10 protein-coding genes are annotated in these 15,313 nt (G+C 41.4%); all 10 read left to right on the top strand.

The window, feature by feature from the left end:
* Window positions 1-3: 3 nt before the first annotated feature.
* On the top strand, window positions 4-1,383 hold the full coding sequence (gene asp2 / locus HMPREF9965_RS06910; protein WP_004269644.1) for an accessory Sec system protein Asp2: 1,380 nt from the start codon (window positions 4-6) through the stop codon (window positions 1,381-1,383).
* A complete protein-coding gene (gene asp3, locus HMPREF9965_RS06905; protein ID WP_001269547.1) occupies window positions 1,380-2,414 on the top strand; it encodes an accessory Sec system protein Asp3 in 1,035 nt (344 codons plus the stop codon). Before asp2 ends, asp3 begins: the two co-directional genes overlap by 4 nt.
* A complete protein-coding gene (gene secA2, locus HMPREF9965_RS06900) occupies window positions 2,404-4,791 on the top strand; it encodes an accessory Sec system translocase SecA2 (protein WP_000851049.1) in 2,388 nt (795 codons plus the stop codon). Before asp3 ends, secA2 begins: the two co-directional genes overlap by 11 nt.
* A gap of 68 nt (window positions 4,792-4,859) precedes the next feature.
* Window positions 4,860-7,325: a hypothetical protein gene (locus HMPREF9965_RS06895; protein WP_004269640.1), complete on the top strand. Its 2,466-nt coding sequence runs from the start codon at window positions 4,860-4,862 to the stop codon at window positions 7,323-7,325.
* 51 nt (window positions 7,326-7,376) lie between these two features.
* Window positions 7,377-8,546 carry a family 1 glycosylhydrolase gene (locus tag HMPREF9965_RS06890; RefSeq protein WP_000620807.1) on the top strand — a complete coding sequence of 390 codons (1,170 nt, stop codon included), beginning with the start codon at window positions 7,377-7,379 and terminating at the stop codon, window positions 8,544-8,546.
* Between the two features lie 256 nt (window positions 8,547-8,802).
* Window positions 8,803-9,489 carry a hypothetical protein gene (locus HMPREF9965_RS06885; RefSeq protein WP_004269645.1) on the top strand — a complete coding sequence of 229 codons (687 nt, stop codon included), beginning with the start codon at window positions 8,803-8,805 and terminating at the stop codon, window positions 9,487-9,489.
* A gap of 14 nt (window positions 9,490-9,503) precedes the next feature.
* Window positions 9,504-11,033, top strand: coding sequence for an accessory Sec system glycosyltransferase GtfA (gene gtfA, locus HMPREF9965_RS06880; protein ID WP_000158473.1), 1,530 nt, complete (start codon window positions 9,504-9,506; stop codon window positions 11,031-11,033).
* Window positions 11,034-11,060: 27 nt separating this feature from the next.
* The gene (gene gtfB / locus HMPREF9965_RS06875) at window positions 11,061-12,389 is read left to right on the top strand and encodes an accessory Sec system glycosylation chaperone GtfB (protein WP_000562906.1); all 1,329 of its coding nucleotides are present in this window, start codon (window positions 11,061-11,063) and stop codon (window positions 12,387-12,389) included.
* 68 nt (window positions 12,390-12,457) lie between these two features.
* The gene (locus tag HMPREF9965_RS06870) at window positions 12,458-12,634 is read left to right on the top strand and encodes a hypothetical protein (protein WP_000066115.1); all 177 of its coding nucleotides are present in this window, start codon (window positions 12,458-12,460) and stop codon (window positions 12,632-12,634) included.
* A 430-nt stretch (window positions 12,635-13,064) separates the two neighbouring features.
* A partial coding sequence (locus HMPREF9965_RS06865) for a KxYKxGKxW signal peptide domain-containing protein (RefSeq protein WP_025170833.1) occupies window positions 13,065-15,313 on the top strand: 2,249 nt, incomplete at its 3' end.

Raw genomic sequence — 15,313 nt, 5'->3', positions numbered from 1 at the left:
GTCGTGTTGGTAGATACTGCTGAATATTTAGAGTATGTCACTATCTTGGAACAGAAAATTCAGGTTTACCGTTTGTTCTATCATGAGCGTTGTCAAATCACTACAAAAACGTTGGAACGATTTCTTTTGCGCAAAAAAGCTGTGAAAACAAATTTTGAAAATCCAGAGCAGATGCTACATATATTTTCACGTGGTTTTTTCTCTAAGCAAAATGGAACGAAACTAAGTGTTAATCATCTAGTCGCTGCACCATCTTTTGAGGGGCAAGTCAGTTATGAAGGGACAAATTACCTTCGTTTGTGTGGCCGATACGGCGAGGATTATCAGACTATTGCGACCTATCAACATAATGTTTTTCTGAGTGGGGAGATGCCCTTAGATCTGTGGCCTGAGTTCAGGGTTTCAGAAGGTTGTTCGATCCGCTACGTTGTTAAAGGTTTTCCAGCTGGAAATTCTCCCATGCAAGAATGGATTTATGATGAAACGAGTTTTGATCGGTCTTTGACGTTAGATGTAAATGATTCTTATTATTTGAGTATTAGCATTCAAGCAAAAGGACAAGGGATTGTAAAACTTGGTCCCTGCCACTATCGAGACTCCCATCTAGGTTATGGAGACTTGTTAGTCGGAGGAAAACGAATTAGCGATAAAAATAGAGAAGAACTGATTTATTTCTTTCATCCAGGAGATTTGAAACCACCGTTGAACATCTATTTTTCAGGGTACCGTCCTGCAGAGGGATTTGAAGGGTACTGGATGATGAATAATTTGGGATCGCCATTCTTACTAGTAGGGGATCCGCGTTCAGAGGGGGGCGCATTCTATCTTGGATCGGAGGAGCTCGAACAAAAACTTCTTCAAGTGATTCATAATTGCTTAGATGAACTTGGTTTTACGAAGGAACAACTGACCTTGTCAGGTTTATCAATGGGGACTTTTGGTGCCCTTTACTATAGTTCTAAGTTGGAACCTCATGCCGTCATTGTCGGAAAACCTCTTGTCAACTTAGGAGATATGGCAGAAAATGAGTCAACTATTCGTCCAGGAGGATTTCCAACGTCACTGGATTTGGTGTATCGTACAATAGGAGAATTATCAAGTGAAGCTACAGCTCAGCTTAACGAACGTTTCTGGACGGCTTTTGAGTCAGCTGATTTCTCAAGAACAAAATTCATTATCTCCTTTATGTATCAAGATGACTATGATATGTCTGCCTATCCTGATATGCTGGATGAGTTAGGACAGCGAGATTACCGCGTCAGCGTTATCAGTAAGGGATTGACTGGACGACATAACGATGATACACAAGGTATTGTTGAATGGTTCTTTAATCAATATAAAACGCTATTAATGAATAGTTTTGAAAGGGAGTTTAAATCGTGAGATACAAGGAAGAAGTCTATTTTGCTTATTGGGATATCCAAAGCATATCTCAGTATCTATACGGTTCATCTGTCAAACTGTTAGATGGTGGTCATGTTTTGTATGAAAACCAGTTCATGCCTTCGGGGACAGTTATTCATGAATGGCATTCACGGGCAAACTATCAGGCCTTACGCAATACGAGTCAGCTTCCTGAATTGAAACGTGGGCAAAACTATATTTTTGGCAGTCATATAGAAACCATCCCAGAAAATTCAACATACTTAAAAGTTGAATTTATGGATGCTCGAGATGAAGAAATTTCGAATCAAATCATTAAACAGGGAGAGAGAGTGAGCGTACGCGTTCCAGATAATACACAATATTATAAGGTGCAGTTAGTCAGCTCGGGTTGTCATCGCTTCCTGTTTGAAGGGATTTATGTTGCTGAGGAGCAGTTGGCGGATTATACAGTGGATCGCTACTGGATATCTGATTTGCTTCATCAGGATTCCGAGAAAGAAACGATGTATGTTTGCTTTACTGAACCTGAACTCAATCGAACAGGTTTTATCCCAGAACATGTTCGTGAACATTTCTCAAATGTATTGATTGTTAATTCGTCTTATAGAGAAGCGCTCTTATACATGGAGGAACGTTTTTACGAAACCTTGCTTGAAACGATTGAAGAATTAGCGCAAGAGCATCTTTTTGAAAAAGTGGCTTTTGTTGGTTATGGAGCGATTTCTAATATTGCGGCCTTGCATTACTCCAAACAATTTGGAAATTCATACGCTCTTGTGACGGATGAGTTTTTAAGCGAACTAGACTATCAACGCTTGCTGGAACGTTACCGTACTCGAGTAAATCCGCCTATTTTTAAAGAATTATTGCTACAGCAATTTAATCCGACAAAAGTTAAGGAATATGCGGACTTGAAGACTAGACCACGTGAACTAGCAAACATTGAATATTTATTAGATAAGTCATTTTTACTTCAAGCGATTGACTTGGAGAAGATTGAAGAGTGGATGAGAGAGAATGAAAACTAAACGATTCAATTTGACCAACTCCTATAAACTGATGCGTTACAAAAAGATTTTGGAGAAGGTTAATAAACTATCTGATAGTTATGCAGCTATGTCAAATGAGAAACTGCAAGCTCAGACAAAATGGTTTAAAGAACGCCTTTCTGGAGGAGAAAGCTTGCAGTCCATTTTGCCGGAAGCGTATGCAACCATTCGTGAGGCAGCCAAGCGTGTATTAGGATTATATCCTTATGATGTTCAGGTTTTAGGGGCCTTGGTTATGCAAGACAATCAGATTGCAGAAATGAGAACAGGGGAAGGAAAAACCTTGACAGCTATCCTTCCTTTATACCTAAATGCTTTGACGGAAAAAAGTACAATCCTAGTCACGGCCAATGAATATTTGGCAGCGCGTGATGCTAAACAAATGGCACCCGTTTTTCGATTTTTAGGAATGACAGTTGGGGTTGGTGTCTCGGACGATCCGACAAAAAAGCTTAAAATTCCTCAAAAACAACAAATCTATAAGTGTGATATTGTCTATACAACACATAGTGCGTTAGGGTTTGATTACCTAGAAGAAAACTTGGCGACATCTCAATCAAAGAAGTTTTTACCAAAATTTTATTTTTGTTTGGTCGATGAAGTAGATGCAGCCTTGCTAGATAGTGCGCAGATGCCCCTAATCATTTCAGGTTCTCCTCGGGTTCAATCTAACCTCTTTCTCTCGTGTGATGAGTTTGTAAAAACTCTAAAAGAAGGGGAAGATTTTAATCTAGATTCCACTCGGACGTCTGTATGGTTGACGAGAAAAGGAGTAAAGGAAGCAGAGGTTTATTTCCGCGTTCAGAATGCCTATGATCCAGATAATTACCAGCTCATTCGCCAAATTAACCTAGCTTTGAGAGCTAACCACTTATTTGAAAAAGATCGTCAGTACACAGTGGATAATGGCGAAGTTAAACTGATGGATGAGGCGACAGGACGTCTCTTGGAAGGAAATAAACTCCAATCAGGACTGCACCAAGCACTAGAAGCCAGAGAACGTGTGAAAATCACATTGGAAACGCGTTCGATGGCCTCTATCACCTATCAAAATTTATTTAGAATGTTTCCAAAATTAGCAGGAATGACGGGTACTGGTAAAGTTTGTGAGGATGAGTTCAGAGACGTTTACGACTTGGGAGTCGTAGTTGTTCCTACACGAAAACCCAATTTACGAATTGATTATCCAGATGAAATCTATCTCACGATTCCTCAAAAGTTATATGCTTCATTGGAGTATATCAAAAAATTACATAAAAAAGGCCAACCAGTTTTAATTGCGACAGGATCAGTTGGAATGTCTGAGATTTATTCTATGCTCTTACTCCAAGAGGGAATCGCCCATAATGTGTTGAACGCCCATAATGCAGCGAAAGAGGCTGAGATGATCGCCCTGGCTGGTAGACGTTCTGCAGTGACGGTAGCAACATCAATGGCAGGTCGTGGAACAGATATTATCTTGGAAGAAGGGGTTGCTGAGTTGGGTGGACTCGCTGTTGTTGGAACAGAGAGAATGTCCAGTGAGCGAGTGGATTTGCAGCTTCGCGGTCGTGCCGGACGACAAGGTGCCCCAGGGTTGAGCAAATTCTTTATTTCTCTTGAGGATGATCTTATTTCCAAGTCTGGTAGCAAATGGATTAGTGAGTACTATCATAAAGAAATTGCAAAACCAGAGGAAAAACAAAAGATTCATTTGACCTCTCGTCGTATTAGATATGCGGTTGAAGAAGCTCAGAAGAATAGTGATAACGCGTCAGCGGCTTCCAGACGTTCAACGGAACGATATGATGAAAGTATCCGTATTCAGCGACAGATTATCTACAATAAGCGTAATAAGCTCATCTCTCATCCAGACTTTGATTTGACTTATTTCTTGTCTATCCTATCGGATGCAGTGGACATTTATACAAGTAAAACACCGTTTAAAGAGCGGGCGGATTTATTTCGCTTTGTTTTGGATAACATTAGTTATTACTGCGAGGATATTCCAGATGATCTAGATGTCACGGATTTATGGCAAGTTAAAAAGTTTTTATCTGACCTCCTTGTTTCAGAGTACCAGCAGAAAAAAGATAAAATCAAGGATTCAGAGTTGTTCAATCAATTTCAACGAACTGTCGTTTTGAGAGCGATAGATGACTGTTGGGTTGAGCAGGTTGACTATTTACAGCAATTTCAAGGTTTGGTGTCTAGTCAAGGATACGCCCAAAAAAATCCTGTCTTTGAGTTTCATAAAGAAGCTTTTAAATCATACAAAAGAATGAATGCAGATATAAATCTAAACATTATAAAAAATATGGCATTGAGTTACATTAATATTAAGCCTTCTGGGAAGTTAGAAGTTTTCTTTGGCTAATACTTTGACAGATTCTGTTGTAGACTTTATAATGATGATATAACTGTATTTTTGGAGAAAATCATATTATGAGTAAAAATAATAACAAAGAGCTAAAGGGATTTAAACGTTTGATATCAAAGTTTAAGCAAAAGGGTAGGGAAGATAGTGATTACCGTAGCCTGGATGCAACTAAATCAAAGCCCGTTAGTCGAAAACTCAAAGAGCAAAAGGAAATTATTCTGAGTGCTAGTGAAGATCTCGAGTTACCAACAGAGTCAGTTTCTGTCATGGAAGCCTTAGAAGACTTTCAGGAAAGGAACAGTTTGGGAGTAGCTGACTTGATAAGGAATGTTAGTCAGAGTTTGTCAACTAGCGCTTTAGCTTCCCTCAGCCTTTCTGTCGCAGATTCGTACAGTGAGTCGTTTAGCCAGAGTATATCAGCAAAAGGACTCTCGCTTCGAGAGTCCATGTCTGAGAACTACTCATTAGTGGTCTCTTCTTCAGAATCTGAATTTGAGTCTCTTTCCTTGGTTGATAGCCTCTCTATTTCTGAGCATTTGACAGGGGAGTCCCTTTGTCAGGATACGGACGCATTCTCTTTGAGTGAAAGTATTGCATACTCAGAGCCTCTTTCCTTGAATGAATCAGAGCAAGCGAGTCAGAGTGTCTCTGAGTCCGAGTTCTACAGCCTAAGCCAGAGTGAGTGGGAATCTGATTCAGAATCCCAAAGCCTTTCAGAATCAGAGTGGTGGAGTTATTCCGAATCAGAGCAAGCGAGTCAGAGTGTTTCCGAGTCCGAGTTCTATAGCTTGAGCCAGAGCGAATGGGAATCTGATTCAGAATCCCAAAGCCTTTCAGAATCAGAGTGGTGGAGTTATTCCGAATCAGAGCAAGCGAGTCAGAGTGTTTCCGAGTCTGAGTTCTATAGCCTGAGCCAGAGCGAATGGGAATCCGTTTCAGAATCCCAAAGCCTTTCAGAAGCAGAGTGGTGGAGTTATTCTGAATCAGAGCAAGCAAGTCAGAGTGTTTCCGAGTCCGAGTTCTATAGTCTGAGCCAGAGTGAGTGGGAATCCGTTTCAGAATCCCAAAGCCTTTCAGAAGCAGAGTGGTGGAGTTATTCCGAATCAGAACAAGCAAGTCAGAGTATCTCCGAGTCCGAGTTCTATAGTCTGAGCCAGAGTGAATGGGAATCCGAATCCCAAAGCATTTCAGAAGCAGAGTGGTGGAGCTATTCCGAATCAGAACAAGCAAGCCAGAGTGTCTCTGAATCCGAGTTCTATAGCCTGAGCCAGAGTGAATGGGAATCCATATCTGAATCTCAAAGCTTTTCAGAAGCAGAGTGGTGGAGTTATTCCGAATCAGAGCAAGCGAGCCAGAGTGTTTCCGAGTCCGAGTTCTATAGCCTGAGCCAGAGTGAGTGGGAATCTGATTCAGAATCCCAAAGCATTTCAGAATCAGAGTGGTGGAGTTATTTTGAATCAGAGCAAGCAAGTCAGAGTGTCTCTGAGTCCGAGTTCTATAGCCTGAGCCAGAGCGAATGGGAATCTGATTCAGAATCCCAAAGCATTTCAGAATCAGAGTGGTGGAGCTACTCTGAATCAGAACAAGCAAGTCAGAGTGTTTCCGAGTCCGAGTTCTATAGCCTAAGCCAGAGTGAATGGGAATCCGTTTCAGAATCCCAAAGCATTTCAGAATCAGAGTGGTGGAGTTATTCCGAATCAGAGCAAGCGATTCAGAGTGTCTCTGAATCCGAGTTCTATAGCCTGAGCCAGAGTGAGTGGGAATCCGTTTCAGAATCCCAAAGCATTTCAGAATCAGAGTGGTGGAGTTATTCCGAATCAGAACAAGCGAGTCAGAGTGTTTCTGAGTCCGAGTTCTATAGCTTGAGCCAGAGCGAGTGGGAATCTTTTTCTGAGTCTCTTTCCTTGAGTGAGATGATTTCTCATCTACTTTCTGAGTCCGAGTCGTTAAGTTTGAGCGAAGTCCTCTATCTCAGTGAGTCTGAATCCTTAAGTCAAAGCCAGCAAATATCTGAATCCTTGAGTCAAAGTCAGAGTGTAGCTGATTCGGTGAGTTTAAGGAAAGCATCCCTATCTCAATCCTATAGTATGTTAGAATCAGAATTTGGTTCCTATAGACAGAGTGTGGCGGAGACAGAAGTATTCGCGCATGACCTGCATACTTCGGAGCGCCTGTATAAGAGCCTCTCTGAACTGGATATGAGTCCTCTAACTCACCATCAAAAAGTGCAAGAAGTGATGACACCTGAAATTTCTGAAGAAGGATCGTCTCAAGCACATATTGTTGAGGAGCAACAGGGGTCTGAAAATAGAGAAGAATTGATAAAGAATGTAGATTTGCAAGACTCTCTGAAACATCTGTCTCACTATTCAGAATCAAATGGTACAAATTTAAGGATGACAGAACGCCAACTCTACCACCTACTCAAACCAGGTTCGCAGCCCCTAGCACGTGACTTAAGAAATGTTGCAAGTGAATTGTCTGGTTTGGCTGCTATTACTCAAAAAAAGGAAGATGAGAAATCATTCTAAATAGAACTTGCAATCATTAAATAGAAATAATAAAAATCAAAAGGAGCCACTATGATTAGAAATATGATGTCAAATAGTAACAAAGGTTTGGGTACTACAGATGTATTACCAGTTGACCAGTCTCGGATAGAAGTTCTGAATGGAACAGTTAACTACAAAAATGTACCTTTAGGATCCTATGATATCCTAGGGAGATTTGCTTCAGCAGGTCAGAGAGATTATACGGAAGAACTGAATTTGATTCAATCAATGGGTTTTAATGCCTATAGAATCTCGATCTCTTGGGCACGCATCTTTCCAAGTGGTGAAGAGTTGCAGCCGAGTGAAGAGGGGTTGAAATATTATGAAGCAATCATCGATGACGTATTAGAAAAAGATATCGAACCGATTGTGACCTTGAGTCACTTTGACCTTCCGCTGAATCTATACGAAAAATATGGAGCTTGGAAAAGCCGCAAGATGATCGAACTCTTTGAGCGTTACGCAGAAGCTGTCTTTCAGCACTTTAAGGACAAAGTGAAGTATTGGATTACCTTCAATGAATTCAACGTTTTGCACCATTTGCCGTTTCTTGGTGGGGGATTGTCTTTTGGAGTAGATGACAATCAAGAACAGGTGATTTGGCAAGCAGCTCATTATCAATTGGTTGCTTCTGCACGTGCAATCAAGCTCGGAAAAACAATCAACCCAGAGTTTCAGTTTGGTGGGATGATGGTTGTTAGTAAAAATTACAGTCAGCAAACTGAAAGTGCTATTGATGTAATGGAAGCAGAAGTCAAAGATAGGGAAAATTATTTGTTTACAGACGTGCAAGTTCGTGGATACTACCCAAATCACTTTTTGCGTCGTTTGGAACGTGATCAAATCGCCTTGGATATTGAAAATGACGACCTCTTTGTCCTAAGAGATGGGAAAATTGACTTTGTCAGCTTCAGTTATTATGCATCAAGCAATTCCCAAGAAGTTTTTATCAACAAATATGTAAGTAATGGTCAAAATCGCATTGATTCTGTAGGACTTCGTCTCGTGATGAACAATCTTTACGATCGTTACCAAAAGCCGCTCTTCGTCGTGGAAGATGATGTGGTCTTGGATGATCCAAATGGTGTAGCAACTGAAGAGCTGAAAACGAACATCCAAGAGATCGTGAAAACAGTCGAGTATGATGGTGTGGAATTACTTGGCTATACACCACTTACTTTTACGGAACTAAATTTTTAAAATAGGAAGTAATAACTCGAATTATTTCTGGTTTAAGAGTAGTGTTCATGTTTTTACTTTCGAAAATGTCTGATCTATCAATCAGACATTTTTTTAGAAATAGATGAACTTTAAGCTAAGTTCGGATTTTGCTTGATAGTGCTTCAGAATATTTTCCTTATTTGGAGCTTAGAAAAGAATGGCAATTTACGCTATTTTATGCTACAATGAGGAGTAGTGGTGTAAATCAGAATAAGTAAGGAATAGAGGGAGCAAAATGAGACTTAAGAAAACATTGTTCGGTAACTACCGTGCTAAGGAAGTCGAAGATTGTATCGAAGCATTAGAGGAAGGGTTCGATCGTGAAATTCAAAAGAAGAATGAAAAAATCGAGTCCCTACGTAAAAAAATCGACTCTATGAAGAATCAAGAAAAAGAGATCGGTGAAGCAGTTATTTATGCCAAATCTCTTGTTATTGAAGCTCATGATAGGGCAGAAAAAGAAGCTAAAGAAGTTTTAGAAAAAGCACAAAAAGACTACTTGGATACGAGAGAATCTATTCTCGAAGAAATCGATGCTCTGACAAAAAAACGGGCAGAGGCTGAGAGATTGTATAATTTACAAAAAGAAAAAATTAAAAATATTATTAGTCGAATTGATGATTTTCTAGAACTGGACGATATCGATGGCAAACCAAAAGATATCAAAAAAATTCAAGAATTACGTAAAGAACTTGATAGACCAGAGGAAGTTGCTAAGGAGAAAGAAGAGGTGGTGCCTGAGAGAGAGAAAGTCCATCTCGAACAACCCCTTGCAAAAACAGGAACAGATAGTGCCATCTCTGTCAGCTACATCACTTCACGTCGCGCAAAACCTAAAAAGAAAGACGAAGATAAGTTAGATGATGATAAGGGCAAGAGAATCAAACGTCTTTCGAGAATTAAACGAGATAACTTTTTGTAAGAGGATAATCAAATATGACAATTTATAACATCAATTTGGGGATTGGCTGGGCGAGTAGCGGTGTAGAATATGCACAGATCTACCGTGCAAAATTGCTTCGTAGCGTTGGCTTAGAAGCGAAGTTCATCTTTATGGATTTTATATCTGCTGATAACATTGAACATTTGACAAAGAATATTGGCTTTGAAGACTCTGAGGTCATCTGGCTTTATCAGTATTTTACAGATGTTAAAATTGCACCGACGACCTATACGCTAGCACAGGTCTTGGCGAGTTTCGATAAAGAGCCCCTCGAAATTATCCGCGACACCGATATGAAGACGATCCGACTAGTATTTGGTGATGGTGATTTTGTGACTTGTTATGCCTGTGATATGGACAAAGAGTTGATTGAGCGCGCTGAAATTGTTTCGCGTGGTTGTTTGATTCAAAAAGAGTACTATACTTATACGAAGAATTTTATCGAGTATTTTAGTCCGATGAATGGTCATGCGCAATTATATCAACGTACCTGGCTCAATGAAGATGGCAGTGTGGCTTATGAAGAAATCATCAATGAAGTCGATGGTAGACAGGAGACGCAAGTCTATCGTTTCCCAAATCATGTTTTCTATTCTAAGCAAGAGTTTGTTGCGCATTTTATGAGAAGTTTGTCTCTGACGGACAAAGATTTATTGATTTTAGACCGAGAGACAGATATTGGTCAAGCTATCTTTGCTAATAAGGGCGCTGCAAAGCTAGTCGTAATCGTTCATGCAGACCACTTTAGTGAAAATCCTGCTGAGAAAGACTATATTTTATGGAATAACTATTATGAGTATCAGTTCGAATATGCTGACGAAGTGGACTATATCATTAACTCGACCGATGCGCAAACGAACCTACTCAAAGAACAATTTGCTCAATATACAAACATCAAACCAAAGGAAATCTTGACTATTCCGGTGGGAAGTTTAGATCAATTGCGTCATCCAGAAGGAGAGCGCAAGCCGTTTGGATTGATTACAGCTTCGCGCTTGGCAAGTGAAAAGCATATTGATTGGTTGATTCACTCTGTAGTGAAGGCACATGAGCAATTACCTGAAATCACTTTTGATATCTATGGTACGGGTGGTGAAAGAGCCATGTTGGAGCAGTTGATTCATGAGTTAAATGCAGAAGAGTATATCCGTCTGATGGGGCATCACCACATGGCAGATGTTTATCGAAATTACTCTGCTTACCTGTCTGCCTCCACAAGTGAAGGATTTGGCTTGACCTTGTTAGAAGCGGTTGGCTCTGGTCTGCCAATTATTGGTTTTGATGTACGTTATGGAAATCCAACCTTTATCCGTGATGGGGAAAATGGCTACTTGATTCCTGAGGCGCGTCCAGATGATCTGGATGCAATGACAACGGAATATGCAGAAAAGATTGTCCAGCTATTTACTCAACATTCCCAAGAAGATTTATCCCGTGTGTCCTACGAGGTGGCAGAACCATATCTTGATGAACATATCGCCCAGCGTTGGTATGATCTTGTTCAATCTGCACAGCATCAGTAGGGATTCGAAAAGAAAGGCATAAACACTATGATTTGTTTATTTGAACGCTATGATCAAGCGAGTTTTGATTTGTTACGTTCACTTAAGGCAGCTGGGCTGGACTGCCCTGTTGTCGTGATCCGAGATGATGGCTACCTCGCACCTGATGTTGAGTCGCCTTACAGTTACTTTACTGGAGATGTGGCTTCAGAGGACGATCTACCTCTTTATTTTAACCTTGTTCCAAAGCCTCATTTGTGGGAAATCCGCTCGAGTAATGTTAATGGTGAAATCTTAGATATGGGTAAGAAACGTGCCAATATCTTTTACCGTCAACCAACACACGAACGTCGCGTGCGTGCAGTCGAGTGGTTGGATGATCAAGGCCGTGTACGCGCTGCAGACATTTACAATCGCAAGGGACGTCTCTTTGCACAGATTACCTATGATGATGCTCAACGTCCAACTCATACACGCTACTTTAATCAAGATAACGTAACGGTGATTATGGAAAATCATCTAACAGAGGATATTGTCTTAACTCTTGATGGAAAACGCCATATTTTCAATTCTAAGCAGGAGTTTGTAATCTTTTACTTGCGATATCGTGGATATGATACAGATCGCATTATCTACAATTCTCTAGCAACACCATTTTTAGTAGCCGTTGGTCTGACTCCAAAAGAAGGACGAGCAGAGGATATTCTCTTCTGGCAGGAGCCGATTGGAGAGGAGTTGCCGGGTAACATGAAAGCAGCGATGCAGTTGCCTCATCGCAACATCCGTATTGCAGTACAGGATAAGCAAGTTTATGATAAAATCCTCAAGCTTGCGACACCAAAAGAGAAAACTTACTTCCGCAATGTTGGTTATCTCTATCAATACCATCGCCTCAATAATATGAATCCAGAAGCCTTGATCCTGACGAATAGTGACCAAATCGAGCAAATTGAGTCGCTTTTGACTCAATTACCAAATGTTCATTTCCATATTGGAGCGATTACTGAGATGTCAAGTCATTTGATGGAATTAAATCGCTATCCGAATATTTCCCTCTATCCTAATATTCGTCCAGCTAAGGTGAATGAGCTCTTTGCTCGCTGTGACTTGTATCTGGACATCAATATCAGTGATGAAATTCTCAATGGCAGTCGAACAGCTTTTGAGAATAATATGCTGATTCTCAGTTTTGAGACGACTTGTCACAATCATCGTTTCGTTGCAGAAAGCCACATTTATCCGGTGGAAAATGTATCAGCCATGGTAGGCAAGATTCAGGGAGTTCTCTCTCTTCCGTCTGAAATGGAGGCTGCTCTTACTAAGCAAAAACAGGCGGCGAATCAGGCTGATCTGGAAGCCTACAAGGCAATTTTATAAGCTAATAAGACAAGGGCTTGCTTTCGATGAAAGCAAGTTCCTTTCTATCAACAGAAAAGGAGGAGCACATGTCTAACAAGGACAATGGCATTTTACAAGAACATATACGAGAACAGCTAGATAATCGAAAGAAACCCCTAAAAAGGGAGAAGCAAGATTTTAGCATGATTGCTGTGTTGGGCGGAGTTCTCTTTCTCGTCACCCTTTTGGTCACACTACTCATGCAGTTGGGACACTTTTTCTAGGATCTTTTCTGGATGGAGGTGGCCTCTAGAAAAGATGAACCTTGACGATTTGCTCGTCAAGGTTTTTTGTCTCTATCTAATTGAACTAGTGTGAAAAGGGGAAGTAGGGATTTCGAAAGATAATAAAACGCTTCCAATAATTTGAAACTTAAAAGCGAATTTTTAACAAAAATTAAGTGTTTTCATTTGTCATTTCGCATATAATTACTTGAAAAGGGCAATCCGTTTTGGTAAAATGATAAATGGTATATACTAGATAAAAGCAACTGGTATATCCCATATGGAACCTGCTTTTTCTGAGTCAAAGGGATAAAAACTGAGACTGACTGCGGTTTGATTGTCTCTGGTTTTGAGAGGGCAGCGCAACTACGCTTTGTTAATGATCATGAGATTAACAAAGGGTCGCAATTGGATAAAAGAAAGGAATAGAATGTTTCGAAGTAAAAAATTTAACAAAGATTTCGAGATCGTAGATGAGAAAAAGCGTTATAAGCTTTACAAGTCGGGGAAAAACTGGGTAAAAGCCTCGAACTCTCAATTGGATCTCTTCCGTATTGGTGGGATGGGCGAAGTTGTCTCTAGTACCCTGTCAGACACTGAAGAACTTGATCACGCACACCTAAGCTTTAACACGCTAGCGGGTATAGGGGGAATCCTGGCCGCGGGAGCTGCAGGATTTGTGATGACTCAAGAGCAAACTGTATACGCAGATGAAACGTCTGACTATACAGAAAAGGATAAAACAGTCATCGCAGCTGAACCAAAAGCAGCTGAAACAACTGAAACAAGTACGAACTCAATCATCGCTCAAGCGCAAGCAGAAGTAAAGAAAGCTCAAGCAGAACAAGCATCTGCCACAGCTTCTGTATCAGTCAGTCAATCTGTTGAGGCTCAAGCGAGTGCGAGTCAGTCAGCTTCAGTCAGTCAATCTGCCTCAGCAAGTCAGTCAGTCTCAGCGAGTCAGTCAGCATCTGCAAGTGCTTCAACATCAGCAAGTCAGTCAACTGCTCCAGCATCTGAGTCAGCGAGCCAATCAACATCAGCTCCTGTATCAGCTTCAGCAAGTGCCAAAGCATCTGCATCAGTAAGCTCTACACCATCAGCGTCAGCGAGCGCTCCAGCACCTGCCTCTGTAGTTGAGAGTACATCAGCTGTTAGCGAACCATCAGCACAGGCTTCTGTGTCTACCTCAGCTTCAGCATCGCTCAACCTTAAGGTCAACCCTGCGGCAAGTCTTGTATCAGGTAGTGCTAACCAAAGTTTGGCAAGCACAGCTCTTAGTACAAGCCAAGCAGCAACGACCAGCAACAATATCGCAGCTGGTGTTGTAGCGGATAAGAACCAAGCCCAAGGTAAGGATACAACCAAGCAAGCTGAGAAAGACCAAAAAGCAGATAAGGCTGTAAATAATTCACCAAAAGAAGCAGGTCAGTCAGGTTTCCGTAGTGCTGGTTATTCAGGTTTCCGCAGATTGCCACAACCAGGTGATGAAGGATTTGATTGGGCTCCAAGACTTCAGGTCATAGATGGACCTGGGAATGTTGTTCTCCAACCTGGTCAAAAGTTCAATTTCACTGTAACTATCCATCACAGAAACTCTACAAACCAAGCTGTACACCCAGCTAAACTAACTCTGATAGATAATTACAGACGGATTAAACCAAATGGTGACTGGATAACATATAAATTTACTTCTAGTGGCTATGATGTTAAGATGAATGTTCGTGGTACTGTTCCAGAGAATCCTCAATCACTTACATATTTTGCAGCACTGCAAAATGAGGGAACAAATCAAAGGAGATTCCCGATAAGAGGCTTCTCAATGACTATTGATGGTAACGGTAGCATCTCTAAGTCAACATCAGCGAGCCAGTCGGCATCAACGTCAGCAATTGCGAGCCAAAGTGCTTCAGCATCTGTATCAGCAAGTATTAGTGCGAGCCAATCGGCATCAACGTCAGCAATTGCGAGCCAAAGTGCCTCAGCCAGTGCGAGCGTGAGCAGTAGCGTATCTGCTTCTGTATCAGGAAGCCAAAGTGCGAGTGCATCACTCAGCGCAAGTCGCTCAGCTTCAGCAAGTGCAAGTTCAAGCCGTTCAGCCTCAGCGAGCGTAAGCTCAAGTCGTTCGGCAAGTGCTTCAGCCAGTGCATCACTCAGCGCAAGTCGCTCAGCTTCAGCGAGCGTAAGTTCAAGCCGTTCAGCGAGTGCATCGCTAAGTGCAAGTCGCTCAGCTTCAGCAAGTGTAAGCTCAAGTCGTTCGGCAAGTGCATCGCTAAGTGCAAGCCGCTCAGCTTCAGCAAGTGTAAGCTCAAGTCGTTCGGCAAGTGCATCGCTTAGTGCAAGCCGCTCAGCTTCAGCAAGTGTAAGCTCAAGCCGTTCAGCTAGTGCATCGCTTAGTGCAAGTCGTTCAGCAAGCACATCAGTAAGCACATCAGTAAGCACATCAGTAAGCTCAAGTCAATCAGCTAGTGCATCAGTATCTGCAAGTCGCTCAGCTTCAGCATCAGTAAGCGCCAGCCAAAGTGCCTCAGCTTCAGCATCTGTATCAGCTAGCCAATCAGCAAGCGCATCTGTATCAGCAAGTCAAAGTACTTCAGCATCAGTAAGTGCAAGCCAATCAGTAAGCACATCAGTAAGCTCAAGTCAATCAGCTTCAGCATCAGTATCAGCTAGCCACTC

The sequence above is a fragment of the Streptococcus mitis bv. 2 str. SK95 genome (assembly GCF_000222705.1).
GTDB classification, from domain to species: domain Bacteria; phylum Bacillota; class Bacilli; order Lactobacillales; family Streptococcaceae; genus Streptococcus; species Streptococcus mitis_AY.
This window is presented reverse-complemented; position numbering and strand designations above follow the sequence as displayed.

What these genes read in the sequence shown, in the direction of transcription:
- secA2 (WP_000851049.1), top strand. Translation starts at nt 2,404, where the DNA reads ATGAAAACTAAACGATTCAATTTGACCAACTCCTATAAACTGATGCGT.
- HMPREF9965_RS06895 (WP_004269640.1), top strand. Translation starts at nt 4,860, where the DNA reads ATGAGTAAAAATAATAACAAAGAGCTAAAGGGATTTAAACGTTTGATA.
- HMPREF9965_RS06890 (WP_000620807.1), top strand. Translation starts at nt 7,377, where the DNA reads ATGATTAGAAATATGATGTCAAATAGTAACAAAGGTTTGGGTACTACA.
- HMPREF9965_RS06885 (WP_004269645.1), top strand. Translation starts at nt 8,803, where the DNA reads ATGAGACTTAAGAAAACATTGTTCGGTAACTACCGTGCTAAGGAAGTC.
- gtfA (WP_000158473.1), top strand. Translation starts at nt 9,504, where the DNA reads ATGACAATTTATAACATCAATTTGGGGATTGGCTGGGCGAGTAGCGGT.
- gtfB (WP_000562906.1), top strand. Translation starts at nt 11,061, where the DNA reads ATGATTTGTTTATTTGAACGCTATGATCAAGCGAGTTTTGATTTGTTA.
- HMPREF9965_RS06870 (WP_000066115.1), top strand. Translation starts at nt 12,458, where the DNA reads ATGTCTAACAAGGACAATGGCATTTTACAAGAACATATACGAGAACAG.